General features: G+C 48.6%; 17 protein-coding genes and 2 tRNA genes. 17 read left to right on the top strand and 2 right to left on the bottom strand.

Features of this window, described 5'->3' with window-relative positions:
• The first annotated feature begins 914 nt into the window (after window positions 1-914).
• The 5 genes from ilvB to AR543_RS09245 all read left to right on the top strand — a co-directional run bounded on the left by ilvB (window position 915) and on the right by AR543_RS09245 (window position 7,622).
• Window positions 915-2,663, top strand: a complete 1,749-nt coding sequence (gene ilvB, locus AR543_RS09225) for a biosynthetic-type acetolactate synthase large subunit (protein WP_060533752.1) — start codon at window positions 915-917, stop codon at window positions 2,661-2,663.
• Window positions 2,660-3,154: an acetolactate synthase small subunit gene (gene ilvN / locus AR543_RS09230; RefSeq protein ID WP_060533753.1), complete on the top strand. Its 495-nt coding sequence runs from the start codon at window positions 2,660-2,662 to the stop codon at window positions 3,152-3,154. Before ilvB ends, ilvN begins: the two co-directional genes overlap by 4 nt.
• Window positions 3,155-3,403: 249 nt before the next feature.
• Window positions 3,404-4,393 (top strand): ketol-acid reductoisomerase, encoded by a 990-nt coding sequence (ilvC, locus tag AR543_RS09235; RefSeq protein WP_046212959.1) that lies wholly within the window; start codon window positions 3,404-3,406, stop codon window positions 4,391-4,393.
• Window positions 4,394-4,675: 282 nt separating this feature from the next.
• Window positions 4,676-6,220 (top strand): 2-isopropylmalate synthase, encoded by a 1,545-nt coding sequence (locus tag AR543_RS09240; RefSeq protein ID WP_060533755.1) that lies wholly within the window; start codon window positions 4,676-4,678, stop codon window positions 6,218-6,220.
• A gap of 319 nt (window positions 6,221-6,539) precedes the next feature.
• Window positions 6,540-7,622: a hypothetical protein gene (locus tag AR543_RS09245; protein ID WP_060533758.1), complete on the top strand. Its 1,083-nt coding sequence runs from the start codon at window positions 6,540-6,542 to the stop codon at window positions 7,620-7,622.
• 378 nt (window positions 7,623-8,000) lie between these two features.
• On the opposite strand, the gene AR543_RS09250 is transcribed toward AR543_RS09245, so the two are convergent.
• Window positions 8,001-8,981 (bottom strand): aldo/keto reductase, encoded by a 981-nt coding sequence (locus AR543_RS09250; protein WP_060533760.1) that lies wholly within the window; start codon window positions 8,979-8,981, stop codon window positions 8,001-8,003.
• A gap of 442 nt (window positions 8,982-9,423) precedes the next feature.
• Between AR543_RS09250 and leuB the strand changes: the two genes are divergently transcribed.
• The 9 genes from leuB (at window position 9,424) to AR543_RS09295 (ending at window position 18,400) form a co-directional block, all read left to right on the top strand.
• Complete coding sequence (gene leuB, locus AR543_RS09255) at window positions 9,424-10,506, top strand: 3-isopropylmalate dehydrogenase (protein WP_060533761.1); 1,083 nt, start codon at window positions 9,424-9,426, stop codon at window positions 10,504-10,506.
• 295 nt (window positions 10,507-10,801) lie between these two features.
• On the top strand, window positions 10,802-11,206 hold the full coding sequence (locus AR543_RS09260) for a hypothetical protein (RefSeq protein ID WP_060533763.1): 405 nt from the start codon (window positions 10,802-10,804) through the stop codon (window positions 11,204-11,206).
• 240 nt (window positions 11,207-11,446) lie between these two features.
• A complete protein-coding gene (locus AR543_RS09265; protein ID WP_060533765.1) occupies window positions 11,447-12,517 on the top strand; it encodes an AAA family ATPase in 1,071 nt (356 codons plus the stop codon).
• Complete coding sequence (locus tag AR543_RS09270) at window positions 12,518-13,624, top strand: DUF58 domain-containing protein (protein WP_060533767.1); 1,107 nt, start codon at window positions 12,518-12,520, stop codon at window positions 13,622-13,624.
• Window positions 13,625-13,651: 27 nt separating this feature from the next.
• Window positions 13,652-15,019: a DUF4129 domain-containing protein gene (locus AR543_RS09275; RefSeq protein ID WP_060533769.1), complete on the top strand. Its 1,368-nt coding sequence runs from the start codon at window positions 13,652-13,654 to the stop codon at window positions 15,017-15,019.
• A 106-nt stretch (window positions 15,020-15,125) separates the two neighbouring features.
• Entirely contained in the window at window positions 15,126-16,094 is a 969-nt protein-coding gene (locus tag AR543_RS09280) for an aldolase catalytic domain-containing protein (protein WP_017811365.1), read from the top strand.
• A gap of 280 nt (window positions 16,095-16,374) precedes the next feature.
• Window positions 16,375-16,448 (top strand) — tRNA-Pro (locus tag AR543_RS09285).
• Between the two features lie 12 nt (window positions 16,449-16,460).
• Window positions 16,461-16,531: transfer RNA gene (locus tag AR543_RS09290), tRNA-Gly, on the top strand.
• Window positions 16,532-16,723: 192 nt separating this feature from the next.
• Window positions 16,724-18,400 carry an ATP-binding protein gene (locus AR543_RS09295; protein WP_060533771.1) on the top strand — a complete coding sequence of 559 codons (1,677 nt, stop codon included), beginning with the start codon at window positions 16,724-16,726 and terminating at the stop codon, window positions 18,398-18,400.
• A 133-nt stretch (window positions 18,401-18,533) separates the two neighbouring features.
• Here AR543_RS09295 and AR543_RS09300 read toward each other — a convergent pair whose 3' ends face one another.
• Complete coding sequence (locus tag AR543_RS09300) at window positions 18,534-19,127, bottom strand: RBBP9/YdeN family alpha/beta hydrolase (protein WP_060533773.1); 594 nt, start codon at window positions 19,125-19,127, stop codon at window positions 18,534-18,536.
• Window positions 19,128-19,786: 659 nt separating this feature from the next.
• On the opposite strand from AR543_RS09300, the gene AR543_RS09305 reads away from it, so the two are divergent.
• From AR543_RS09305 to pheT, 3 genes are all read left to right on the top strand, one after another.
• Window positions 19,787-21,859 carry an ABC-F family ATP-binding cassette domain-containing protein gene (locus tag AR543_RS09305; RefSeq protein ID WP_060533775.1) on the top strand — a complete coding sequence of 691 codons (2,073 nt, stop codon included), beginning with the start codon at window positions 19,787-19,789 and terminating at the stop codon, window positions 21,857-21,859.
• Window positions 21,860-22,371: 512 nt separating this feature from the next.
• Window positions 22,372-23,385: a phenylalanine--tRNA ligase subunit alpha gene (gene pheS, locus AR543_RS09310; RefSeq protein ID WP_060536713.1), complete on the top strand. Its 1,014-nt coding sequence runs from the start codon at window positions 22,372-22,374 to the stop codon at window positions 23,383-23,385.
• Between the two features lie 177 nt (window positions 23,386-23,562).
• On the top strand, window positions 23,563-26,004 hold the full coding sequence (gene pheT, locus AR543_RS09315) for a phenylalanine--tRNA ligase subunit beta (protein WP_060533777.1): 2,442 nt from the start codon (window positions 23,563-23,565) through the stop codon (window positions 26,002-26,004).
• The last annotated feature ends 76 nt before the right edge of the window (window positions 26,005-26,080 follow it).

Genomic DNA, 26,080 nt, shown 5'->3' on the forward strand with positions numbered 1-26,080 from the left:
TGAATAGTACAGAATCTTTTGTACAAAAGCAGTATAATACAGAAAAGCCGGAATCCTGTTTGATGGATTCCGGCTTTTTTTTGTGGAAGCAAACAAGCATCTAGGTAGAGGCAATTCGAGAATATTGTAAACTGTAACAAAAATCAGCATATCCTGTAATCATTAAAAAATAAAATGATGTGTGGGCCATATACAAAATCATTACCGTATTCAGGTTCGTTATTTGTGCTCTATGCACAAACAAGAAAATCGTTATGTAAACAGCATATTAAAATAACACCCGAAAAACCTTGTGAATATAAGCTTTTTTGACCAATGGATAAATATAGCAATTTGAAACTGTCAATTTGATTGTTCAAAAAGACAAAAAAATTAGTGTTGACTCTGTATGGAATGAATCATATAATAATTCTAAATTAGCGGCCGACAATACAACATATTGTTCCGGTCCATATGAGAATACCAGATATCGGCTATGAAGAGGACGAAGTTTTAGGGGCTATTTTGTCCAGAGAGTGAAGCATCTGTTTGCTGCAAGCTTCATCAAAAACCCTTAGATACGAGCTCACCTCGGAGCTGTTTTCCTGAAAGGCATTGATAAAATTCAATGATTATTAGGGAAAATCGTACAGTCTACGTTACAGACTACAGGTAAGGTGCATAAGCACGTTACCTGGTGAGGTGTACATTGCTGTGAGGCTGTACACGAATATGGGTGGTACCACGGAAGCGATAGCCTTTCGTCCCTCTACAGAACACTTTTCTGTGCGAGGCGACGAAAGGCTTTTTTTGATACTCTGTTCGTCTCAGCTGCGAACCTGATGTTTTATCGGGACGCATCCGGATTGGGATGCAGCGGCTTTGCATATGCTGTTTATGTGAGATTGATGTAAATTTTGGGAGGAGGAATACTGATGAGCGCGCAAATACCCAATGTGCAATCGACAGATGAATTACGAGAGAAATGGATGAAGCCTGAAGTCATTACAGGTTCGGAAATGCTGCTGCGCAGTCTGCTGTTGGAAGGTGTGGAATGTGTATTCGGATATCCGGGTGGAGCAGTATTGTACATCTACGATGCCATGCACGGATTCGATGATTTCAAGCATTTGTTAACACGGCACGAGCAGGGAGCGATTCATGCAGCTGATGGATATGCCCGTGCAAGCGGCAAAGTCGGCGTCTGCATCGCAACATCCGGTCCGGGAGCGACCAACCTGGTTACCGGAATCGCGACCGCTTATATGGATTCCGTACCCCTTGTTGTAATTACAGGCAATGTGGCAACGACACTGATCGGAACCGATGCTTTTCAGGAAGCGGATATTACCGGGATTACAATGCCAATCACCAAACACAGTTACCTGGTTCGCGATGTAGAGGATCTGCCAAGAATTATTCATGAAGCTTTCCATATCGCCAATACAGGACGCAAAGGTCCGGTGCTGATCGATATTCCCAAGGATGTATCGGCAGCCAAGTCTTTGTTCAAGCCGCATACCGAGCCGGTTATGATGCGCGGTTACAATCCGAGAGTACTGCCAAACAAGCTGCAGCTGGATAAGCTGCATCAGGCGATTGCCGAAGCCAAGCGTCCGCTGATTCTGGCAGGCGGTGGTGTCGTCTACTCCGGTGGTCATGAAGAATTGCTCAAGTTTGTGGAGACGACAGGCATTCCAATTACGACAACACTGCTCGGATTGGGCGGTTTCCCAAGCGGTCATGATCTGTGGATCGGTATGCCGGGGATGCACGGTACGTATGCAGCGAACAACGCGATTCAGCAGTCGGATCTGCTGATCAGCATCGGAGCCCGTTTTGATGATCGGGTAACCGGCAAGTTGGATGGGTTTGCACCACATGCTCGTATCGCACATATCGATATCGATCCGGCCGAGATTGGCAAAAATGTCAAAACCGACATTCCAATCGTAGGCGATGTGAAGACCGTGCTGGAAATGCTCAATATCGAAGCTGGTCATTCCAGTTATGCCGATGAATGGCGCACCACTATCGCCGGTTGGAAAAAGGAAAAGCCTTTCCGTTACGACGACTCCGAAGAAGTACTGAAACCGCAGTGGGTCGTAGAAATGCTCAATGATACAACACGCGGCGAAGCTATTGTTACTACGGATGTAGGGCAGCATCAGATGTGGGCCGCCCAGTATTACCGGTTTAACAAACCGCGTTCATGGGTAACATCCGGCGGACTCGGTACGATGGGATTCGGATTCCCGTCTGCGATAGGCGCCCAGATGGCCAACCCGGAACGCCTGGTAATCTCGATCAACGGTGACGGCGGTATGCAGATGTGTGCACAGGAACTGGCAATCTGCGCGATCAATAATATCCCGGTCAAAGTTGTCGTGATGAATAATCAGGTGCTGGGTATGGTGAGACAGTGGCAGGAACTGATTTACGATAACCGGTACAGCCATATTGATCTCTCCGGTAGCCCGGACTTTGTCAAACTGGCTGAAGCTTATGGCGTCAAAGGATTGCGGGCAACGAACAAGCAGGAAGCTGCTGCAGCCTGGCAGGAAGCGATGGATACACCGGGTCCTGTTCTGGTAGAATTCGTAGTCAACAAGCATGAGAATGTGTATCCGATGGTTCCACAGGGAGCCACCATTGATCAAATGTTAATGGGGGATAAAGAATGATACCGACAACGCTGAAACATACCATCGCCGTATTAGTCAATGACCAGCCTGGCGTGCTGCAAAGAGTCTCCGGACTCTTTGGCCGCCGGGGATTCAATATCGAGAGCATCACTGTCGGTCAATCGGAAGAAGCAGGCTTGTCCCGGATGGTTATTGTTACAACCGGTGACGAAAATACACTGGAGCAGGTGGAAAAGCAGCTTTACAAAATTATCGACGTAATCAAGGTTATCGATCTCAGCTCGCGTCCGATGGTTGCACGCGAACTGGCTCTAATCAAAGTTAAAGCCGAGCCGGCAGAGCGTCCCGAGATTATGGGAGTTATCGAGACGTTTCGCGCCGCTGTCGTGGATATCGGGCCAAGCAGCCTGATGGTACAGGTGGTCGGCGATACCGAGAAAATAGATGCCATGATCGAACTGCTCAAGCCTTATGGCATTCGGGAACTTTCCCGCACAGGCGCGACAGCGATGATACGCGGTAACGTGTAAAAACATAGTCATACCCGCTGACCAGAGCGGGGATTTGAGAAGGACATTCAGTACTTACGAATTGGCAAGACTGTAATAAAAGAGATAACCGACAAGATCTCTTCATCAGGCTGCATGAATCGATTGGACAATACTGAATCCATAGATGCTATCTGATTGTCCTTTTGAAATACCCGCTCTTCTCAGAGGGTTAAAATAACCATCGGCAGTGCCGGTACTACGCTTCATACATTAAAGGAGGAAGAAAAAATGGCAGTAACTACTTATTACGAAAACGATGCAGACTTGAACGTATTGAAAGGTAAAACAATCGCAGTAATCGGTTATGGCAGCCAGGGACATGCCCATGCACAAAACCTGCGTGACAGCGGATTGTCTGTTGTTATCGGTCTGCGTGAAGGCAAATCGTTCGACAAAGCCAAAAATGACGGTTTTGAAGTATTGTCTGTTGCCGAAGCTACCAAAAAAGCGGATATCGTACAAATCCTGATGCCGGATGAGACACAAGCCAGCGTGTATAACAGCGAAATCGCGCCTAACCTCAAAGAAACAGCTGCACTGATGTTCGCTCATGGTTTCAATGTTCATTTCGGTCAAATCGTTGCTCCTAAAAATGATGTACTGCTCGTTGCTCCTAAATCTCCTGGTCACATGGTGCGTCGTACATATGAAGAAGGATTCGGCGTACCCGGCCTGATCGCTATTCATCAGGATGCAACAGGCAATGCTAAAGAAATCGGTCTGGCATATGCCAAAGGGATCGGCTGTACACGCGCAGGGGTTATCGAAACTTCCTTCCGTGAAGAGACCGAAACCGATCTGTTCGGTGAGCAGGCTGTTCTGTGTGGCGGCGTAAGTGCTCTGGTAAAAGCCGGATTTGAGACACTGACCGAAGCAGGTTATGCTCCGGAGATGGCTTACTTTGAATGTCTGCATGAACTGAAACTGATCGTTGACCTGATGTATGAAGGTGGTCTGGCAACGATGCGTGATTCGATCAGTAACACTGCGGAGTATGGTGACTATGTAACTGGACCTCGTATCGTTACAGAAGAGACCAAAAAAGCAATGAAAGAAGTACTGACCGATATCCAGCAAGGTAAATTCGCACGCGACTTTATCCTGGAAAATCAATCCGGTCGTGCATTCCTGACTGCGACACGTCGTAATGAAGCCGAGCATCCACTCGAAGTAGTAGGTTCACAGCTGCGCGATATGATGCATTGGATTAAAAAATAAGATTTGAACATTTGAGTTGAGGGAGGCGGGGTTGAGATACGGTCGCTCCGGGAAAAGATGGTTCGGTCGATCGCTGTTACGATCTGGTTTTTTGAACGACTGCTTCAGCAGTCAAAGTCAGATCCTAAAGGCGAACGCTTTGTTTCTTTCGAATCATTCTTTTCCTTCCGCTGGCACGTATCCAACCTGCCTGCCGCAAATCAATTTAACATCCTTATTGGTACATTCATGATTTGCAGCATATAGAATTATTTTCACCTATAAAAACAAGGAGGTGCGATAATGCGTAAAATTTATATTTTCGATACTACGCTGAGAGATGGAGAACAATCGCCAGGGGTTAATTTGAATACCCGTGAGAAAGTGGAGATTGCGCATCAGCTCGAGCGTCTGGGTGTCGATCGTATTGAAGCTGGTTTTCCTGCGGCATCGCCCGGAGATCTGGCAGCGGTTAATGCTGTGGCACGTGCAGTGAAGAATGCGAGCGTTATTGGTCTGTCGCGTTCCAGAGAGCAAGATATCGATGCGGTACGCGAGGCGCTGAAGGGGGCGCAAGATCCGTGCCTGCATCTGTTCCTGGCGACTTCACCGATTCACCGCCAGTACAAGCTGCGTATGGAAAAAGAACAGGTCAAGGATACGGCCCGTTCAGCGATCCGTTATGCGCGCAAATATTTTGATAAAGTGGAATTCTCCCTGGAAGATGCAGGACGTACCGAGCTGGAATTTATCGCGGAGATGACCAAAATGGCGATCGAAGAAGGCGCATACGTCGTCAATCTGCCGGATACAGTCGGCTACCTCTCTCCCTATGAATACGGCAATATTTTCAAATATGTCAAAGAAAACGTGCCTGGTGTGGAAAAAGTACAATTGAGCGCGCACTGTCATGATGATCTGGGGATGGCAACAGCCAATGCGCTGGCAGCGATTCTGAATGGTGCGGATCAGATCGAAGGCACGATTAACGGTATCGGCGAGCGTGCCGGGAATACAGCACTGGAAGAAGTAGCATTGGCTCTGGAAACCAGACAGGACTTTTACCAGGCGAAGACATCGTTTACCCTATCCGAGATCGCGCGTACGAGCCGTCTGGTCAGCAAACTGACCGGTATGGTCGTACCAGGGAACAAAGCGATTGTCGGAGCAAATGCGTTTGCTCATGAATCCGGTATTCACCAGGATGGCATGCTCAAGGAGAAATCCACGTACGAGATCATGACACCGGAGACCATCGGCTTCAAAGAGAGCAAGCTGGTCATGGGCAAGCACTCCGGCCGCCACGCGTTCCGCGAGCATCTGATCGAACTGGGCTTCGAGCTGGATGAAGAAGCGATTAATACCGCTTTTGCCAAATTCAAGATTCTGGCGGACAAAAAGAAAGAAATTACCGAGGATGATCTGTTTGCGCTGCTGGAAGAGCGCATGACCGATGCACCGGAATTTTTCCAACTGGATTCCCTGTTTGTTTCCTTTGACAGTGAATCTGCACCGGTTGCCAAAGTGCGCCTGACTACAGCCGATGGCGAAGTACGTCTGGAAGAGTCCAGCGGTAACGGTGCAGTAGACTCTATCTATAATGCGATCGACAAGGCTTCACAGGAAGATGTAACTCTGGCTGATTATTCGATCAAAGCGGTTACGCAGGGCAAGGATGCTCTTGGTGAGGTGCATGTCGCGCTGACCCAGGAAGGTATTACGGCCCAGGGACGCGGTGTCAGCACGGATATCCTCGAAGCGAGCGCCCGCGCCTATGTCGATTCACTGAACCGTCTGGTAGAAAAGCGCAAAACCTATGGCAGACGCGACAATATCAGCATGATCTAATCACAGCGCATTATCCTTGTGCATAAAAACAAAGAATATAAATAGGATCAGACCGTCCCCGCAGGATAGATCGGCATTCTCTTATTTCTGGTTGCAGAAACAGAATGCCGTATTCCCTGAGGGGATATTTGCCATGTCCGTTATAATATATTTCCATATCCTTTCTTTCAAAAAAATCCGAAATGAAGGTTGTAAAAGTCTCTGTATTTTTACCTTTATAGATGAACCCTCAAAAGCAGCCAGTCATGACAAACACATCACGGTTACACATCAGATGCTGACTATTTGAGGGTATACTCAATCAAGGGAGGAATTACTCATGAAGGACAGTGGACGTGATTTGACGATCGAAGCCGTGGATACGACAGGTGTGGCACAGTATGATATCGAGTCAGCAACGCGAGGAGGTACACACAGGCTGATGGTCAGCGATAATCCGGAGACACTGAGCGAATCGACTTTTCCGGTGCGTCAGGGAACGCTCTGGCATGATGTTGTACGCAGCAGCGGCAGTACAATTACCCACCGGGTATTTGGATGGCATTACAATGTGCTCACCACTCCGGTCAAAGTAGGGATCACCGTAGAGAACCGTGCCAATCATGGTGCGCTGCGCATCGAAGAAGTAACCCGCGAATATCGTATTGGTGGAGACGAAGTAAACTGGATTACAGATATTGGCGCCAGCATTTCCCGGGCAATTCTGGCACATACGACAGATGATCGTACACCGAATGCTGCTCTGATCAAGCAGCAGCAATCCGGGCTAATCGAGGAGTTTATTATTCCACCGGGCAAGCTGCTCGGATTCACCTATGATTTTACAGTGAAAAGTACAGATAGTGGGGAAATGCTGTATACCGTGCGGACAGCAGCTTCCCGCGATACAGCCTATGATCTGACACTGATCAAAAGCGCGCCGCTCCCGCCAGCTCCGCAGGCGCATCCGCGAGGCAATTGGACATTCTCGGAGACCAATGCTGTTACTCCGGTCTATACGGTAGGTACAGCGCGTGCAATCTATCCTACTGCTGCCAAAGTGAAAAAAGACGGTTCATTGCCAGCCGATCAGCTGTTCACGGCTGCAGCGAGCGAACTGCCGGAGCTGTCGCTGGATAACCGGGCGCAGTTTGGCGTCATCTATAACGTGACTGTACCGGTATACAATCCGGGTTCCCAGAAAAAGACGGTTCAGATCTCACTGAATCCGCGCGGCGGCAGCTACGGGGGAGCCGTACGGATGAACGATACGGTCTATGGAGTACCACTCATGCGTACCAACAAACAAAAGGCACCGGTCTATGTAGCTAGCGTCCCGCCGGGCAACAGCAAGTATACCTTTAGCCTGATGATTGCCGGAGCTTCATCCACACCGCTCGGTATTTTGCTGGAGACGCTGTAAGTATTTCTTTGGAGGACGCTGCAGGATTTCAGAGAACTTTATAAGAACTTCGCAAAACGTTGCAAGTACGGCTGGATAGAATGATATTGACAGAACGATAATAGTATTCGTTTGCAGTAATAAATATGGCCTATAAAAAAGCTCCGCTGGATAATATTCGCCAGCGGAGCTTTTGTTGCGTATTGCAGTGCTTTGATTGCTGATTGGCAGTAGATAGCACAACAGCTACTGTCTGGTTTTGCCCTGTATGAGGCAGGAGCAAGATGCAAATTACCAAGTACTTTTATTCAAGTAGTATATGAAATTCAGTATAATCATCCGCTATAGCAGACTAACTGCATCATTGCTAAACGTTTAACTGATAAAATGATGCTCTGCTTACCAGGCGTAAGCTTTTGGAGCCGCTCCACCCGGGCCAGGGAAAATCTCGTCCAGACGGTTCATAGTAGATTCATCCAGCTTCACATCCAGGATGCGCAGCGAACTCTCGAACTGTTCGGATGTACGAGGTCCAATAATCGGAGCGGTTACCGACGGATTAGCCAGTACCCATGCCAACGCAACCACATCCTGCGGTTCGCCCAGTTCTTCACACAGTGAAGCAAACTGTTCCAGCTGCTGCTTGTGTTTCTCTACGCGCTCGGTATTGCCGCCACTGCGGGAGCCTTCGATTTTTTTGAGTGCATTGCGTCCGAGTAATCCACCATCCAGCGGACTCCATGGGATTACGCCCAGTCCCAGCTCTTTGGCTGCAGGCAGTACTTCCAGCTCCGGCTCGCGGCAGAGCAGGCTGTATTTGTGCTGCTCGGATACGAGTCCGAGGAAATGGCGCTTTTCCGCTTCTTTCTGGGCAATAGCAATATGCCAGGCAGCAAAGTTACTGGAGCCTACATAGCCGATTTTACCCTGCTGAACCGCCACTTCAAAAGCACCCCACAGTTCATCCCAGCTGATCCGGGAATCTTCGTGATGCATTTGATACAGTTCCACATGATCCGTCTGCAGGCGCTTGAGTGAGCCTTCCAGATGTCTGCGGATTTTATAGGCTGACAGGCCACCTTCATCATTGGGACCGTCGGTTTCATCACCCATTTTGCCATATACTTTGGTAGCGAGCACGACCTTTTCGCGTCGTCCGCCACCCTGCTTGAACCAGCGTCCGATAATCTCTTCGGTAGCACCTGCTCCTATTTTGAATCCGTATACATTTGCAGTATCAAAAAAATTGACACCTGCGTCCAGAGCAGCATCCATAATGCGGAAAGATTCCTTCTCATCTGTGACTGGTCCAAAATTCATGGTGCCCAAACAGATCCGGCTGACTTTCAAACCTGACTTGCCAAGATATGAATATTCCATTATTGCCCACTCCTTTGGTTGATTGGATAAAGTAAACTGGCAGCGTTCCGGTACTATTCTATTCCTCCTGAGCAGCAAGTTCAAATTCGCCGACCCAATATATGGAATAAATGACTATGACTATACCTGGTATAACAATAAGGAAGTGCTAGAAAGTTAATTTGGCATTTGTTCTCATATAAATAAAGGACAGGCATAAGAAAATACGGTAAATACAATAATTAGAAGCCACCCAATACGAGAAGCTCATCCCAATTTGTATGTATAATCACTCTAAGTATCGATTTATTTATAGGTTATATCTATTAACGTGATAGTTTGTGTATCTTGGCGCATATCTGACATGTATGTTAAAACTGAGTATAAGTAATAAACGAAACGTTCGAATATTCAACTATCATGCAGATGCGGATCAGCCGCTAACCAAAGGAGAGTCATAGATATGGCAGACGTCAAAAAAATCGCAGTAATCGCCGGTGACGGAATCGGACCGGAAGTCGTAGCAGAAGCGGAAAAAGTATTGAGAAAAACCGAAGAGGTATTCGGCTATTCTTTCGAGACTGAACATGCCTTATTCGGCGGAATCGCTATCGATGAAAAGGGAACTCCCCTTCCGGAAGAAACGCTGCGCGTTTGTAAAAGTGCCGATGCCGTACTGCTTGGCGCGGTAGGCGGTCCCAAATGGGATAACAACTCCAAAGAGCTGCGTCCGGAGACCGGATTGCTCGGCATTCGCAAGGAACTGGGCCTGTTCTCCAATCTCCGTCCGGCAGTTGTATTTGACTGCCTCAAGGAAGCGTCCACACTCAAACCGGAAGTGCTTGAAGGTACCGACCTGATGGTAGTACGCGAGCTGACCGGCGGCATCTACTTTGGAGACAAGCTGAGAAGACAGGGAGCACATGGGGAAGAAGCAGTAGATACCTGCGTATACAATGTTACCGAGATCGAGCGTATTGCCAGACAGGCATTCGAAATCGCCCAGGGACGCCGCAAAAAGCTTGCTTCGGTAGACAAAGCGAACGTGCTGGAGACTTCCCGTCTGTGGCGCGAGACTGTAAACCGTATTGCGCCGGAATACCCGGATGTAGAGCTGGAGCATGTACTGGTAGATAACTGTGCGATGCAGCTGCTGCGTCGTCCATCGAGCTTTGACGTTATCGTTACCGAGAATATGTTTGGAGATATTCTGAGTGACGAAGCGGCGATGCTGACTGGGTCAATCGGTATGCTGGCCTCCGCTTCACTGGGGGAAGGCAGCTTTGGATTGTATGAGCCGGTACACGGTTCGGCGCCGGATATCGCAGGACAGGGACTGGCGAATCCGATTGCGACCATTCTCTCACTCGCGCTGATGTTCCGCACGACTTTTGGATACAGTGAAGCCGCAGATGCAATTGAGTCCGCGATAGCACGAGTGCTCGATGAAGGTCATCGTACAGCCGATATTGCGGTAGACAAGAGCAAAGCACTGTCTACGACGCAAATGGGCGATCTGATTGTAGCCGCTATCCAAAAAGTATAGTTCTACTCACTGCTGCACAAGCTTTTCGTAGCACACATTTCAGGCTGTCAGGCAGAACATCCCTGCCGATAGCAACTTAAAGTGCGATACGGATAACAAGCTGATTTGTATCTATTTTCACCTTCTCAAATGTACCCCTTTATCGGCGCTTTTTACGAATAAAGGGGTTTTGTCTTACCCGGAAAAGGTGTAAAATAGAGATAAGCTGGTTAATAATCTTTCACAAACATGGATTTAACATTGATGCGAAGTCGCTTTTTACGATTATAGAATCATGTCTGGAGGGAGAACTACGATGAGCTTTTGCTGTGGCGGCAGTATGATTGGAACGAAAGGGACCCTCAAACATTTTCGAACCCAGGTTCATAATGTTCCTCTGCTGGTGTGCCCGGTGTGTGAACGTATCGAAGTGCATTACAAAGTGGAGAATGAGTACGAGATTCTCGCGGAATATGCGCATGATGACGGTACACCGGAAATCGATTTCCAGGATTATGTGATGGAAGACGATAACACCATGTTCGAGAACTGCGTGAATGTGGAAGAGGATGACCCTGTAGATATGGTGCAGCGACAGATTGATATGAGTCTGGATCTGCTGGCAGTAGCCAAGGAAATCAAGGATGAAAAATGGGAACGTGATCTGAAAAGACGGCTTGCTGTTATGAGTATGCGTCGTTCGCGTCTTCAGCATAAATAATATATAGAAATGATCGTTTACAACAAATAGAAGTGCATTACGATTTATTTCTTCAAAGAGCAGCCTGTGAATGGCTGCTCTTTTTCATTTGGCGTAGAAACATTGTATGATAGAGGGGCAGTAGTATCTTCTGCTGCACCGAAGAATGGGCCTTCTCTACAACAACGAGAATAGTGGCTCAATAGCTGGATACATAGGGTTTGGATAGATTATGGTTTGATATGGAAAGGAAGTGACTGCATGATACCTGTCAATGAAGTTCAGAATATCGCCCGGCAGCTGCAGACGGAGATCGGCAGAAAAATAGTAGGCAAGCAGCACGAGATTCAGCTGCTGCTGACCGCTCTGTTTGCCTCTGGTCATGTGCTGATGGAAGATGTACCCGGTACCGGCAAAACAATGCTGGCCAAAACACTGGCGGCAGCGATGCAATGCCGTTTTCAGCGTGTACAGTTCACTCCCGATCTGCTGCCATCCGATCTGACCGGCGGCAACTTTTATAATCAAAAGGAATCCGAATTTATTTTTCGGCCGGGTCCTTTATTTGCCCATATTGTGCTAGCCGATGAGATCAACCGGGCAACACCACGTACCCAATCCAGTCTGCTGGAATGCATGGAAGAAAAGCAGATCAGTATCGACGGAACCAGCATGAAGCTGGAAGATCCCTTTATGGTGATTGCTACCCAGAATCCGGTAGATAACCAGGGGACTTTTCCATTGCCGGAAGCGCAAATGGATCGGTTTATGCTCAAGCTGTCACTCGGTTATCCTTCCTCGGCAGAAGGGGTGGAAATTCTGCGCCGATCGCTGGAAATGCCGGACGCTCCACCAGTATCCTCCCAACTGGATGAGAAGAATGAGGTACCTTCGTATCAGAAGCCGGCAGATAGCGAATCTGCGTCTGCAATTTATACTGAAGCAGTCCGGTCTGCAGACTATGCAGTCACACGGGATCAGATTATTCAGACCCGACAAATATGCCGCCAGATTCAGGTACATCCGGATCTGCTGGAATATATGGTTCGTATAGCCGAAGCCACAAGACAGCATGCCGATACGGCTCTCGGAGCCAGTCCGCGTGCTACACAGGCACTACTGCGCGCGTCACAGGCCTATGCTGCTATTCAGGGACGGAATTATGTACTGCCTGATGATATTCGTACATTAGCTGCTCCGGTGCTCGCTCACCGACTGATTTTCCGCAGTCGCCATCAGAATGGGGTCGTACAGGCACAGCAATTGATTCAGTCTATTCTGGATACGGAGCCGGTGCCGACCGAAGCAGGCATCGAAGGCAGTGTGAAGTAGATGGAACTGTTCTGGCTTATGTTGGTCGCTGCTGTCATGATCGTGATCCAAGCGCTGGTATTTGGCAGACCTTCCCTTGCACGGGTTCATTATGAACGCAAGCTTTCCCGCAACCGCTGTCATGCCGGTGAAGAGGTGGAGATGATCGAGGTGCTGGAAAATGGGCGTGCGCTGCCCCTGCCCTGGCTGCGATTGGAAGCTATGTTACCTATCGCTTTTCAATTTGCCGGTACGACTGATACGGTGATCAGTGAAGGAACCGTATATCAGAATCATAACAGTCTGTTCAGTCTGGGACGGCATACACGTATTGTTCGGCGCCATCATATGGTCTGTCGGCAGCGGGGCAGCTTCCGGATGGAGAGCGCGCTTATGACAACAGGCGATCTATTTGGGCTGGCTCGTGCCAGTCGTCCGGTTCAGGTACGCATTCAGATGATGGTTTATCCTGCCTATGTACCGGTACAATATATGCCCGAAGCTTATCATAGCTGGCAGGGCGATATTGAGACCCGCCGCTGGATCAATGAAGATCCTTTTCTGATTACAGGTGTACGTGAATATCGTACCGGTGATCCGATGAATCAGGTGCACTGGCGTGCTACGGCACGTACCGGTCAGCTGCAGGTATTCCAGCATGGATATAGCGCCGATCCTGAAGTGATGATTCTGCTCAATATCGAGCTCAGCGAGCAGATGTGGAGTATTGTTACCGAGCCTGTTGTAGCCGAATATGCGATTAGCTGCGCGGCTACAGCTGCCGCCGACCTTATCGGAAGAGGCATGAAAGCCGGATTTGGACATAATGCGATTATGCCTTCCGAAGATGAAGCAGATGCCCGGATATGGCCGGCGTACGGCAGTGAGCAGCTAACGGTCATCCTGCAATCGATGGCAGAGCTGCAGCTGAGAGTGAGACGGCCATTCCCGCAATTTTTGCATTCTTTGCTGGCAGATGAGCAGAAGCAAAAGCTGGATATTCTGATTATCACGCCGCATTATTCGGCAGCAATGCGAACTGAAGTCGGCAAGCTGGAACAGGCAGGCTCACGAGTCAGTATCCTCCCTGTTCCCGGTGTAGAGGAGTTAAAGCATGTGGTCAGCTAGGCTGCGATTATACAGGGAGGTGGAACAATGACTGTACATTCTCGCGTGCCGATACCGGTGCGCTATCCGATGTTATGGAATATAGTGCATATGCTAACTATCCTGGCAGCCCTTTATCCGCTGATTCTCCTGCTGGATGTGTATTGGCTCGGCACCCGTTATCCGGCTGGCTGGCTGCTTATTATACTATCTATGAGCAGTCTGGGCATGGTACTGCGCACTGCTGGAATAGCCAGACAGTCCGGCTGGAAATGGATAATGGGTCTGTTGTTCTGCGGCATCACAGCTACCGCTGCGTTTGGATGGCTTTATATGCAGACAGGGGGCGTATTACTGCTGTTTACTGCTCTGGTGTTGGGACTGGCAGGCGCGATCTGCGGCATTGCCTTAGCCGCAGGACAATGGGACCGAATATTCCCTCTGAAATGGCAGCTGATTTTGCTCGGTATTACCTGGATTGCCTACGTGGCGGCTGGGCGCAGCGGCGCACTGGATGAGATTCGTGGTTCGATTTATGCCGCTGGCGCTATTACGATTTTTGCCGTTTTATTTCGACTGGGTTCCCAGCAGATTGGCAGTATTGCGTTTGAAGAAGGATTCTCGCTTGCAGCATTGCGAGCCGTTGTGCGCCGCAGTCGCAGCTGGATCTGGCTCATTGTCGTACTGATTGCAATTATTGGTGGTAGTAATCAGCTGTCAGCGGCACTTCGCAGGCTCTGGTATTATTTGATGCAGCTGCTGACGCCGGATGCACCGCCACAGCTATCCCAGCCTACCACGATGGTCAATCCGCCTGTTCCGCCGCTTATCGATCTGCCACAGTCGGATACCGAGACGATGAATCCACTGATCCTGGAGAAAATCGCCCAGATTGCCATGCTGCTGGCTACAGCTGCATTTGCAGGTTGTCTGGGCTGGCTGCTGTATCGTCTGATTCGTAAATATGCTCCGCGGCTGTCCCGCTGGCTCGCCAGTTTGTGGGGAAGCGCGCTGTCCGAAGATTCTGCCGAACCCCGGGGATATACCGATCATACAGAGAAAATACAAAAACCACATGCTGCGCGGCTTCGCTGGAATCGGCGCAGTGATCCTATTCCTGCCGATCCATCGGGAAGGGTACGTTACCATTATCGGCAGCTGGTACGGCATTCCCGCCAAAAAGGAATAAACATCACCTCTGCCGATACACCTGCTGCTGTCGCTCGTAAATTGTCCGACTTGTCGAATCATAATAATTTGGAAGAGCAATCTGGACGGATATCTTCTGCTGACCCGGCAGGAAAAGCAGGTGTACACCGGCTGATTGACTGGTATAACGCGGTTCGTTACGGTAATCATCCGGTCAATCAGGAAGAGTTGCTGCAGTGGGAACAACAGCAAAAAAAATCAAAATAGTCGATTTATTCAATTGATGCGTTAAAGCATGTGAGAATTTTTCTTTACTTTTCAATTCCGCGTACAGTATCATGGAGAGAATGAAACGGCTGAAAGGAGATTAACAATGAAACTCAACCACTGCAAAATTGTTGACTGCACGATTCGCGATGGAGGTCTGGTGAATAACTGGGATTTCAGCGTGGAATTTGTACAGGATTTGTATAATAATCTGAATAAAGCAGGCATCGACTATATGGAGATCGGCTACAAAAACTCTCCAAAACTGCTCAAAGGTGCTGAATCTGCAGGCCCTTGGCGTTTCCTTGACGACGAATTCCTGCGCACCGTTATTCCGCACAAAGGTCATACCAAGCTGTCTGCTCTTGTAGATATCGGCCGTGTGGATGAAGATGATATTCTGCCGCGTGATGAAAGTATGCTGGATCTGATCCGTGTAGCCTGCTACATCAAGGATGTAGACAAAGCACTGCAGCTCGTTCAGACTTTCCACGATCGCGGTTATGAGACAACGATCAATATTATGGCATTGTCCAATGTTATGGAAAATGAACTGATCGAAGCGTTCGAGCTGATCAAGGAAAGCGTAGTGGATGTGGTCTACATCGTCGACAGCTACGGTAGCCTGGATTACAAAGACTTTATTTACCTGGTAGACAAGTTCAAAACACATCTGCCAAACAAACGCCTGGGTGTACATACCCATAACAATATGCAGCTGGCATTCTCCAACACACTGATTGCTGCAGACAATGGGGTAGAGCTGCTGGATGCTTCGGTATACGGTATGGGACGCGCGGCAGGTAACTGCCCGACCGAACTGCTCGTTACTCATCTGAAAAACACCAAGTATACGCTTCGTCCGGTACTGGAAGTGATCGACAAACACATGATTCCGCTGCGTGAAAAAGAAGAGTGGGGTTACCTCATTCCTTACATGATCACCGGAACACTGGATGAGCATCCACGTTCTGCGATGGCGCTGCGCGCTTCGGAAGACAAGGATAACTCGGTAGACTTTTACGACAAGCTGACTACACCGGAAGTAAGTTTCGAAAAGTCTCCAAAAGGCTGATTCGGTTTTTAATGACAATATACATCCGGCAGAAAAGTACATTTTCCGAGCCGACCAGTCGGTCTTTCCCAAACAGGGAGAGGCCGACTTTTTTTACAAAAAGGATAAGCTGATGAATAAACCATCTATATAACAATAGAACAATCCGTAATCAAGTCGGCTTTTGTAAGAATAAAAGCATATCAAGGTCTACTATAGGTAAAATGTGCTTGCCAAATAAATGAGAGTATGATACACTAGATCCTGTCGTTAAGAAAACACTTTTCTTATTGACTGACTTCGGGATGTAGCTCAGCTTGGTAGAGCACCTGGTTTGGGACCAGGGGGTCGCATGTTCAAATCGTGTCATCCCGATACTGATATTATGCGGGTGTAGTTCAATGGTAGAACTTCAGCCTTCCAAGCTGATAGCGTGGGTTCGATTCCCATCACCCGCTTTAATGCAAAGGTCCTTGCTCTGCAGGGGCCTTTTTTTTATATTATTCCTCTTGCTTACCGACTCCTCTATGGCTAAATATTTTTGAATAATGGCATTATTTAGCATACCTATGCCAACTCCTGTCCCTTATACTATATGTATATCTCTATCATCTAATCGTTTTAGAAATTCGAAGAAAACAAGGTGGATCATGATCCAGAAGCTATTTTTTGATAATGTAGTTGATGCAGCAAGACATATTACAGATATGCTCAGTAGCATGTTGAATGTAAGCACGATATTTGTAGCCAGCAATGACGGTACAACCAATCATATATTAAAAGCATTTAACAGGGACGAGGTTCTGGTAGAGGAAGGAGTGCGGCTTCCGCTAAAAGACACCTATTGCAGTTTTGTATCCCGCAAAGCCGTTTATATTTCTCATACATTGACTCACCCATATACCTGTGAGATGCCAGTAACAGCCAGTACAGGAGACCATTCGTTTATTGGATTTCCGGTGCTTTTGCAGAATGGGGAATCGTTTGGTACGGTGTGTGCGATGCATACGCCAGGCTATGTATTTTCCAAGTCTGAAGTCAAAACGATGCATTCGATGGCCATCTTTCTCTCTTACGTCGTAGAACTGGAAAGCCGGCTCGAACAGCAAATCGAGCTTAATGATGATCTGCTTCAGGATCATCAGCAGGTTACTGTGCAGCTGGATGATCTACAGCAGCAAAAAGAAGAAGTCGATCTGCAGCTCCAGTACAAATCCGATACGATGGCTATTCTGAGTCACGAAATCCGTAATCCACTTAATGGTATTATGAGCATGGTAGATATGCTGGAACCTACTCCCCTAAATCCCGAACAACGCTCCCATCTGGATATTATTCGCAAAAGCGGTCATACCCTGATCGAACTGCTGGATAATGTACTCGACTTCAGCAAGATGGAAGCGGGCAAAATGCAGGTGGATATGGAGCTGTTTGATTTGCCTGCCCTGGTAGAAGAATCCACCTATCTGTTTGCAGCCAAAGCGATGGAGCGCAATATCGAGATCATTATGGAGATTGAAGACAATATCCCTATCCTGTATGGAGATACCCGCAAGATTCGCCAGATTTTGATTAACCTGATCAGCAATGCTATCAAATTTACGCATGAAGGCGATGTACACGTTCAGGCCCGGCTGCTGCCGCAAGAGGCTTCTGATCAGGTATCTGTGAAGTTTTCAGTAACAGATACAGGTATCGGCATTGATGATCAGCAGCTGGACCAGCTGTTTGAACGATATACACGGGTTCATGATAGAGAAGGACAGTATAAAGGTACAGGTCTTGGACTGCTGATTTGCAGGCAGCTCGTAGAATTAATGGACGGCCAGATCGTGGTCTCCAGCGTCAAAGGGCAGGGATCGACATTTTCGTTTGTGCTGACACTGCCTCGCCATGAGTTCTCTGTCCCTACTTTCCGTCAGCCGATTTTGCAGGGCAAACGCATGCTTGTCGTAGATGATAATATCAAGTCTTTGCAGTGGATCGCCCGTCTTGCCGAAGATTGGGATATTCAGCTCACCTCTACAGACAGCCTGCAAGATATGCTGCAGCGGCTAACTGAAGGACAGAATTTTGATATGATTGTTATCGATCACGAATTGATTATTACCGGAGAATCGGCGGTATACCGCCAGCAGATTGAGAATCTTCAGAAAATATATAATATTCCGGTCATTCTGCTCACTTCTGTAGGTATGACAATGGATACTTCCTTGCGTGCATGGTCCAAAAGTGTCGTGTCCAAGCCGGTACGCCGATCGTATCTGCTGAATGCTTTGATCTTTGCTTTGACGGATACCAAAAGCAACACTGCCTTTTCTTCATAAAAAAGGTCGAACTTTATGGCGCAGAATATCGTAAGATATCACAAATAATCCGCCAACAGTTCTATCCGCATAAATACTAAGCCAAGCAAAAAGCCTGTCTATGCGCAATAGACAGGCTTTTTGTATATATGGATTAGCGTTGCCGAGCAGGGGAAGTCATAAGCTGCTGGAGAGGTACTGCTCCGGTGAGAGCAATATCCATAATAAGCGGCCATGGTCCGTGACCGGAAGCAGTATTGATATGCCCCATATTTGGCAGCAGCAATACAGGAACTTCGAGCTGCTGATAGACCAGTGACTGTGCGGGCGAGCAATACTCATCGCTGGAGGACATAATAATCAGTGTATGCTCGGCAGCAGCTGTGAGCTGCAGGTTTTGTGCCAATGGGAAAAAGCTGCTGATTTCCTCCAGTCCGGTATCAGCCGAAGGTGGGCAGACCAGTACAGCTTGGCGAACGCGCCGAACTGGATGCTCGGCTGCGTAATGAAGCCACAGGATACATCCCAGACTATGCGTCAGCACAATCAGTTCCTCTTCCTCCGGAATGCTATTCATCAATTCATGCAGTTCACGCAGCCATATCTCCCACGAAGGCGCATCCTGATCTGGAAAACGTGGATAATACACACGGTGTCCGCGTTCGATCAGCTGCTGACACAGCCAGGTCTGCCAGTGTTCCGGACCGCTGCCACCCAGACCATGCAGTAAAAGATAACTCGTACTCAAATGATTCGACTCCTCTGTATGTACTTAGTATGGAAATAACGTTTAACAACATGGCTCATTATAATAAATATGATGGCATCCCGTCTAATTTGTGTATTTGTGGTTGGCAGATGTACCTGAATTTGGTAGAATGGCCTTGTCAGCTGTATGACTATGAGCTGAACAACTCCGCAGAAAAGAGAGGTAACCAATTGTCTGATGAAGTAACAATACGAACGTCCCTATTAACTGCAGACGACAAGTGCAGGCAGACAGCTATAGCGGCTGATGCAACGGGATTCGTATGTCTTTCTTCATATTACTGTAATGACAATTGGGAAGTCTCTGTACGGAGAAATCCTGTATTCGGTGTGTAGGATCCTGCGAGGGATTAATGGAATGCTATATAAACACAGCATTCATATATACATGCAATATTTATCCATGCTTTGCAGCGGACAGCCAGATATCCGGTTTATTGGGCATCTGTATCTGGTCAGCGCAGGCGGTTCGCTATCCTAAGGGAACCGATGGATAATGGATTATACACCGAATTCTTGTTATTATCCGATATGAATTCAAAGTACATCTTCTCCTGTATATCAACCGCGTGGCTGCTGCCATCGCGGTTTTTTATTTGCTTCCGGGCAAGTACTCGGATATGGAGAGGATGATGACAAATGACAACAATAGCACGTGTACGCAATCTGGCCAAAGATTGGAAAGGCCGTATGATTTTTGAACAGGTAAATATGCAGGTAGAAAGTGGTGAACGGCTGGCGCTGATCGGCCTCAATGGAAGTGGCAAGACCACGCTGATCCGCATCTTGATGGGGGAAGAGTATCCGACAGAAGGAACCGTGGAACGGATGCTGCCGCTGGAGCACTGGGACTGGATGCGTCAGCAGGAGGATGAAGAAGACCTGCAGCAGGAACGAACCGTGCTGGAGGTGGCACGACAGGGCAAGCGTGAGCTGTGGTCACTGCGTGCTGTGCTGGATCATTATGAGCAGCAGTTGAACGATCCTGATATTCTGCAATCAACGGATCGGTATAATGAGATGCTGCAGCAGTATGGGACACGAATGGAACAGTATGAACAGCTGGATGGATTCCAGTGGGAAGTCGACGTCGAGAAACAGCTGACCCAGATCGGCATTGGCGAAGAATTATGGGCTATTCCATACAGCAGCCTGAGCGGCGGTCAGAAAACCAGGGTACGTCTGGCAGCAGTCCTCACTCGGGATACCCGGCTGCTAATTCTGGATGAACCGACCAACCATCTGGATATCGAGACGATGGAATGGCTGGAGCAGCGTCTACGGGAATATACGGGTGCCCTGCTGTTCGTTTCCCATGACAGGGAGTTTGTTGATCGTCTGGCTACCTCGGTCTGCGAATTGACACCTTCCGGTATGACTACCTACAAGGGAGGCTACCGTGAATATCGACAGCACAAGGAGCAGGAGCTGCGCACCCAGGAAGCGATGTACAAAAAGCAGGAGCAACAGCGCAAAGCACTGGAAGAATCGATCCGTCGTTACCATGAATGGTTTAATAAAGCCCATGACGCTGCCGGCAAACAAAATGAAGTCAAAATAACAGCCAGCTATTACAAAGCCAAAGCCAAAAAAAATATTTCCCGTTACCATGCCAAGGAAAAAGCGCTGGAACGATTGGAAGCAGAGCGGGTAGACAAACCGCGTGCAGGTGATCAGCTGCACTTCGAGCTGGAAGCGGGTGAATTCAAAGGTCGTACGCTGCTAGAGTTCAAAAACGTTCATTTTGATTATGATTTAAATAGGAATGCGGCTGACCGCCAACTTCCTTCCAAGCCTGTTGAACAAATGATGCTACCAAATAACAGTCAGCACAGGCATTCGCCGCATAGTTCTGCTGCAGCCGAATTATTCGCAGGCGTCAGCTTCCAGCTGGAAAGGGGAGACCGGCTAGCGGTTACAGGAGCCAATGGTACGGGGAAAACAACGTTGCTGCGTCTGATGCTCGGTCAACTGAAGCCTTCGCAGGGAGAGATTCATCGTCATCCTGCACTGCAGATTGGCTATTTTTCACAGGAGCTGGAAAGCTTGCCAACAGAGCTTACCCTGCTGGATAGTCTGCTGCTCCTGCCCGGTATGACACGTACGGAAGCGCAGACGATTCTTGGCTGTTTTCTGTTCCGGCGCGAAGATGTACACAAAGTCATCGGTACACTCAGTATGGGAGAAAAATGCCGCGCTGCTCTGATTCGCCTGTATTTTGGCGGAGCCAATCTGCTGGTATTGGATGAGCCGACCAATTATCTGGATATTGCTGCCCAGGAAGTGATTGAATCGGTATTGCAGAGCTATAGCGGAACGATCGTACTCGTGTCTCATGACCGAATGCTTGTACGCAGGCTGGCTACCCGTCTACTGATGCTGGACGGAAAAGGACAAGCTGCTATGTTTAATGGAAATATGGATGAATATGAACAGTCGGTACAGCGTAGACAGCAGGAAGAGCGTTCCGGTGGCAAGCAGGCGGACGATAAACGGCTGCTGCTGGAGCTCCGGCTGGCACAGTTAATGGCTGGATCAGCGGATTCTGCTACTGGCGGACTTTCAGCTGAATATCCGGTTTCCCAAACAGCCAAGGGTACGAACAAACAGGCGGGCCGGCAGGCTGAAAATGTCTCCGTATCCAATCCATCTCTATCGTTGGTGCAGGAAATCAGGCAGCTGCGCCGTGAACTGGAACGCTTTAACCGTTGACGGGAGAGAGTGAAGTTTGTACAATAATGAGTATCTATTAGCATCTGTACATGTACATGCATGCAACCATAACAACTGCAACGATGGAGACAAGTAGACCGTACTTCCCTACAGGGAGAAAATGCCATGGATTGAGAGCATTTTCCGGGAACAGGGCTGTTGAAATTCACTCCGGAGCAGCTACCTGAACAACCGGTGTAGAAACGAATTTCCTTTGTCCACGACAGAGCGAAGTTGAATCTACATACAGGATACAGTAGGGATAGCCGGTCTAACGATCCGTTATTATCGTTTTGAGCGAGAAATTATAATAATGCCACAGAGGCACAGGTTCAGCCCAATGATATTGATTTTGGCTGTTTTCCGGAATGCTGGCGATATTATATATTTCTAACAAGGGTGGTACCACGGTCTTTTCGTCCCTTACGGGAGAGAAGGCCTTTTTTTGTTGGTTACAGAGCATAGGATGGATATAACGAAAGGGGAAAATGGCAATGAGCGAAACGGTTCAAATGAAAGAGCATTTGCTGGCTTTGCAAAAGGAAGCGCTGGAGGTGCTGGAAAAGGTATCCACACCCAAAGAGCTGGACGAGCTGCGCGTCAAGTATTCCGGTAAAAAGGGAGCACTGACCGAAGTTCTGCGTGGTATGGGTAAACTGAGTGCGGAAGAGCGTCCGGTCGTTGGACAAATCGCCAACGAAGTGCGCGAATCGATTGAAGAAGTGATCAATCGCAAACAGGCAGAATTCGTCAGAGCAGAGACCAATCAGCGTCTGCAGGCAGAGAAAGTCGACGTTACCCTGCCGGGTCGTCCAATGACCCAGGGAAGTATTCACCCACTGAACAAAGTAATTGAAGAGCTGGAGGATATCTTTATCGGGATGGGCTACCGTGTAGCCGAAGGTCCGCAGGTCGAGACGGATTATTATAACTTTGAAGCACTGAATCTGCCGCAGAACCATCCGGCACGCGATATGCAGGATTCCTTTTACCTGACGGAAGATCTGCTGATGCGTACACAGACGTCACCGATTCAGATCCGCGCTATGGAAGCGGCCAAGGGTCAGGCACCGCTGAAAGTGATCTGTCCGGGTACCGTGTATCGCCGCGATGATGACGACGCGACCCACTCTTTCCAGTTTCATCAGATTGAAGGACTGGTGATTGATAAAGGTATTCGCATGAGTGATCTTAAAGGAACCCTGCTGCAATTTGCCCGTGAGATGTTCGGCGAGCAGACCGAGATTCGTCTGCGTCCAAGCTTCTTCCCGTTCACAGAGCCGAGTGTCGAGGTCGATGTAACCTTTACCAAAAAGAACGGCGAACGCATCTGGATCGAGATTCTCGGCTGCGGTATGGTGCATCCGAAAGTACTGGAAATGGGCGGATTTGATCCAGAAGTATATAGCGGCTTTGCCTTCGGTATGGGCGTAGAGCGTATCGCTATCCTGAAATACGGTATCGATGATATCCGTCATTTCTATAGCAATGATATGCGTTTCCTGAGCCAGTTCTCCCATCTGTAAGCTGCGGCTTGAGTAACAGAACAGCCTCGTATGGATGGCACATCCTGGAATTTGGTGTATGCCATATGGATTCAGTGGATTCCTCGAAGATGCCGCAGAGGGTAAATAAAAGAAGATCAAGCAGCACATGAATATAAATGAAGTAAAGCCTATAAACGCTAAAGGAGTGGACGGACTGTGAAAGTATCAACACAATGGCTGTCTCAGTATGTGTCTCTGGAAGGAGTACACGCAGAGGACCTTGCCGAGCAAATTACCCGTGCCGGGATTGAGATTGATAGTGTGGAACAGCGTAATCAGGGGATTACCGGCGTTGTTGTCGGTTATGTAAAAAGCAAGGAAAAACATCCGGATGCGGATAAACTGAATGTATGTATTATCGATGCCGGACAGGGAGAAGATCTGCAGATCGTCTGCGGCGCGAAGAACGTCGATGCCGGACAAAAAGTACCTGTAGCACTGATCGGCGCGAAATTGCCAGGCGATTTTCATATCAAAAAAGCCAAACTGCGCGGCGTACTCTCCCAGGGTATGATTTGTTCTGCCAAAGAACTGGGCATCAATGACAAGCTGCTGCCAAAAGAACAGCAGGAAGGCATTCTCGTGCTGCCTGAACAGACCGAAATCGGTACACCGGTCGTTGAACTGCTCGGACTGAATGATGAAGTGCTGGACTTTGATCTGACACCGAACCGCTCAGATTGTCTAAGCATGATCGGTGCTGCTTATGAAGTGGCGGCGATCCTCGGACGTGAAGTGAAACTGCCGGAAGTGAATCTGGTGGAAGGCGGCGACGCGGCTAACAGCCATATCTCCGTAAGTATCGAAGCCCAGCAGGAATGCAGTCATTTCTCGGCACGTTATATTAGCGGTATTCAGGTTGCGCCTTCACCACTGTGGATGCAGAACCGCCTGATCGCTGCCGGTGTTCGTCCGATCAATAACGTAGTCGATATTACCAACTTCGTGATGCTGGAATACGGTCAGCCGCTGCACGCCTATGATGCAGATACACTGAACGGTGGCGCGATCGAAGTACGTATGGGTCACGAGGGTGAAGTGCTCAAGACGCTGGACGACCAGGAGCGCAAGCTGGATGAGCGTATGCTTGTTATCGCAAGCGGTGGCAAAGCTGTAGGCCTGGCTGGCGTAATGGGTGGAGCCGATACCGAAGTAACACCGGGTACCGTGAATATTCTGCTGGAATCTGCACGCTTTGATGGAGGAACCGTACGCAAAACGTCCCGTCGTCTGGGACTACGTTCCGAAGCAAGCTTGCGTTTTGAAAAAGAAGTCGATCCTGCTGCAGTCGTGCCTGCGCTGAATCGTGCAGCTGAACTGATTGCCCGCTATGCACACGGTATGATCCATGAAGGTGTCGTGGAGCAAGTGGTACAGCAGCCAGAGGAAAAAGTACTGATTCTGTCCCTGAGCAAAGTGAATCGTTACCTTGGTACTCAATTGTCCATGCTGGAAGTTAAAACGATCTTTGGTCGTCTGCATTTCGCTTGCGGCGATTATGCCCAGGATCAACTGGAGATTCGTATTCCGACACGTCGCGGCGATATCGAACGCGATGTGGATCTGATTGAAGAAGTAGCCCGTCTGTATGGATATGACAATATCCCGACTACAGCGATCGAAGGGGCTACTACACCGGGTGCCTTGACTCGTCCGCAGCGTCTGCGTCGTACGATTCGCCGTCTGCTGGTACATGGTGGATATAATGAAGTAGTGAGTTATTCCTTTACCGACCCTGATAAAAACAAGTTATTCCCGCAGCTGCGCGGCAGCAACCACGATGTAGCGCTGGCAATGCCGATGAGCGAAGAGCGCAGCGTACTGCGTACCGGACTCGTCTCCAATATGCTGGAGATTGCTTCGTATAACCGCAACCGCAAGCAGGAGAATCTGGCATTGTTCGAAGTGGGCATGGCTTTCTTCACCGAAGAAGAAAAGCTGACCCGCCAGCCGCAGGAAGTACCTCTGCTTGGACTGCTGCTCACCGGACGCCGTCAGCAGGCACAGTGGAATACAGCCAACGATCACGTGGATTTCTTTGATATCAAGGGAGCGCTGGATGGACTGTTTGACTATCTGGGTCTGCAAGCTTCTATTTCCTATCGTGCCGATCAGCCGGAAGGCTATCATCCTGGACGTTCCGCATCGGTATATCTGCATGCAGGTACCCAGGAAGTGCGTATCGGAACTATCGGACAGATTCATCCGGATATCCAGCGTGAATCCGATCTGGAAGATACCTATGTCGCCGAGATCGAGCTGACTCCGCTGTATGAACATGTGAGCGAGCAGATCACATATCATGAACTGCCACGTTATCCTTCCGTACAGCGTGATATCGCTGTTGTAGTGAATGATGAAGTACCGGCAGGCGACCTGCTCAACGTTATTCGTGAGACTGCAGGAGAGTTGCTGGAATCGGTACAGGTGTTTGATATTTTCAAAGGCGAACGTCTCGGCGAAGGCAAAAAGAGCGTAGCGATTGCACTCGTATATCGTCATCAGGAGCATACACTGACCGATGAAGAAGTAACCGGTGTGCATCAGCAGGTTATTGCCCTGCTATCGGAGCAATTCGGAGCAGAGCTTCGCAAATAAGCAGATGATTCCATAATCCATTTATAAAATAAAGAATCATGCCTGTTATCAGGCAGCAGGAATAAGGGAAAGCCAC

The sequence above is a fragment of the Paenibacillus bovis genome, from assembly GCF_001421015.2.
In the GTDB taxonomy this organism is placed as follows: domain Bacteria; phylum Bacillota; class Bacilli; order Paenibacillales; family Paenibacillaceae; genus Saccharibacillus; species Saccharibacillus bovis.

Excerpts from the sequence above, each read along its gene's own strand:
- ilvB (WP_060533752.1), top strand. The coding sequence starts at position 915 with ATGAGCGCGCAAATACCCAATGTGCAATCGACAGATGAATTACGAGAG.
- ilvN (WP_060533753.1), top strand. The coding sequence starts at position 2,660 with ATGATACCGACAACGCTGAAACATACCATCGCCGTATTAGTCAATGAC.
- ilvC (WP_046212959.1), top strand. The coding sequence starts at position 3,404 with ATGGCAGTAACTACTTATTACGAAAACGATGCAGACTTGAACGTATTG.
- AR543_RS09240 (WP_060533755.1), top strand. The coding sequence starts at position 4,676 with ATGCGTAAAATTTATATTTTCGATACTACGCTGAGAGATGGAGAACAA.
- AR543_RS09245 (WP_060533758.1), top strand. The coding sequence starts at position 6,540 with ATGAAGGACAGTGGACGTGATTTGACGATCGAAGCCGTGGATACGACA.
- AR543_RS09250 (WP_060533760.1), bottom strand. The coding sequence starts at position 8,981 with ATGGAATATTCATATCTTGGCAAGTCAGGTTTGAAAGTCAGCCGGATC.
- leuB (WP_060533761.1), top strand. The coding sequence starts at position 9,424 with ATGGCAGACGTCAAAAAAATCGCAGTAATCGCCGGTGACGGAATCGGA.
- AR543_RS09260 (WP_060533763.1), top strand. The coding sequence starts at position 10,802 with ATGAGCTTTTGCTGTGGCGGCAGTATGATTGGAACGAAAGGGACCCTC.
- AR543_RS09265 (WP_060533765.1), top strand. The coding sequence starts at position 11,447 with ATGATACCTGTCAATGAAGTTCAGAATATCGCCCGGCAGCTGCAGACG.
- AR543_RS09270 (WP_060533767.1), top strand. The coding sequence starts at position 12,518 with ATGGAACTGTTCTGGCTTATGTTGGTCGCTGCTGTCATGATCGTGATC.
- AR543_RS09275 (WP_060533769.1), top strand. The coding sequence starts at position 13,652 with ATGACTGTACATTCTCGCGTGCCGATACCGGTGCGCTATCCGATGTTA.
- AR543_RS09280 (WP_017811365.1), top strand. The coding sequence starts at position 15,126 with ATGAAACTCAACCACTGCAAAATTGTTGACTGCACGATTCGCGATGGA.
- AR543_RS09295 (WP_060533771.1), top strand. The coding sequence starts at position 16,724 with ATGATCCAGAAGCTATTTTTTGATAATGTAGTTGATGCAGCAAGACAT.
- AR543_RS09305 (WP_060533775.1), top strand. The coding sequence starts at position 19,787 with ATGACAACAATAGCACGTGTACGCAATCTGGCCAAAGATTGGAAAGGC.
- pheS (WP_060536713.1), top strand. The coding sequence starts at position 22,372 with ATGAAAGAGCATTTGCTGGCTTTGCAAAAGGAAGCGCTGGAGGTGCTG.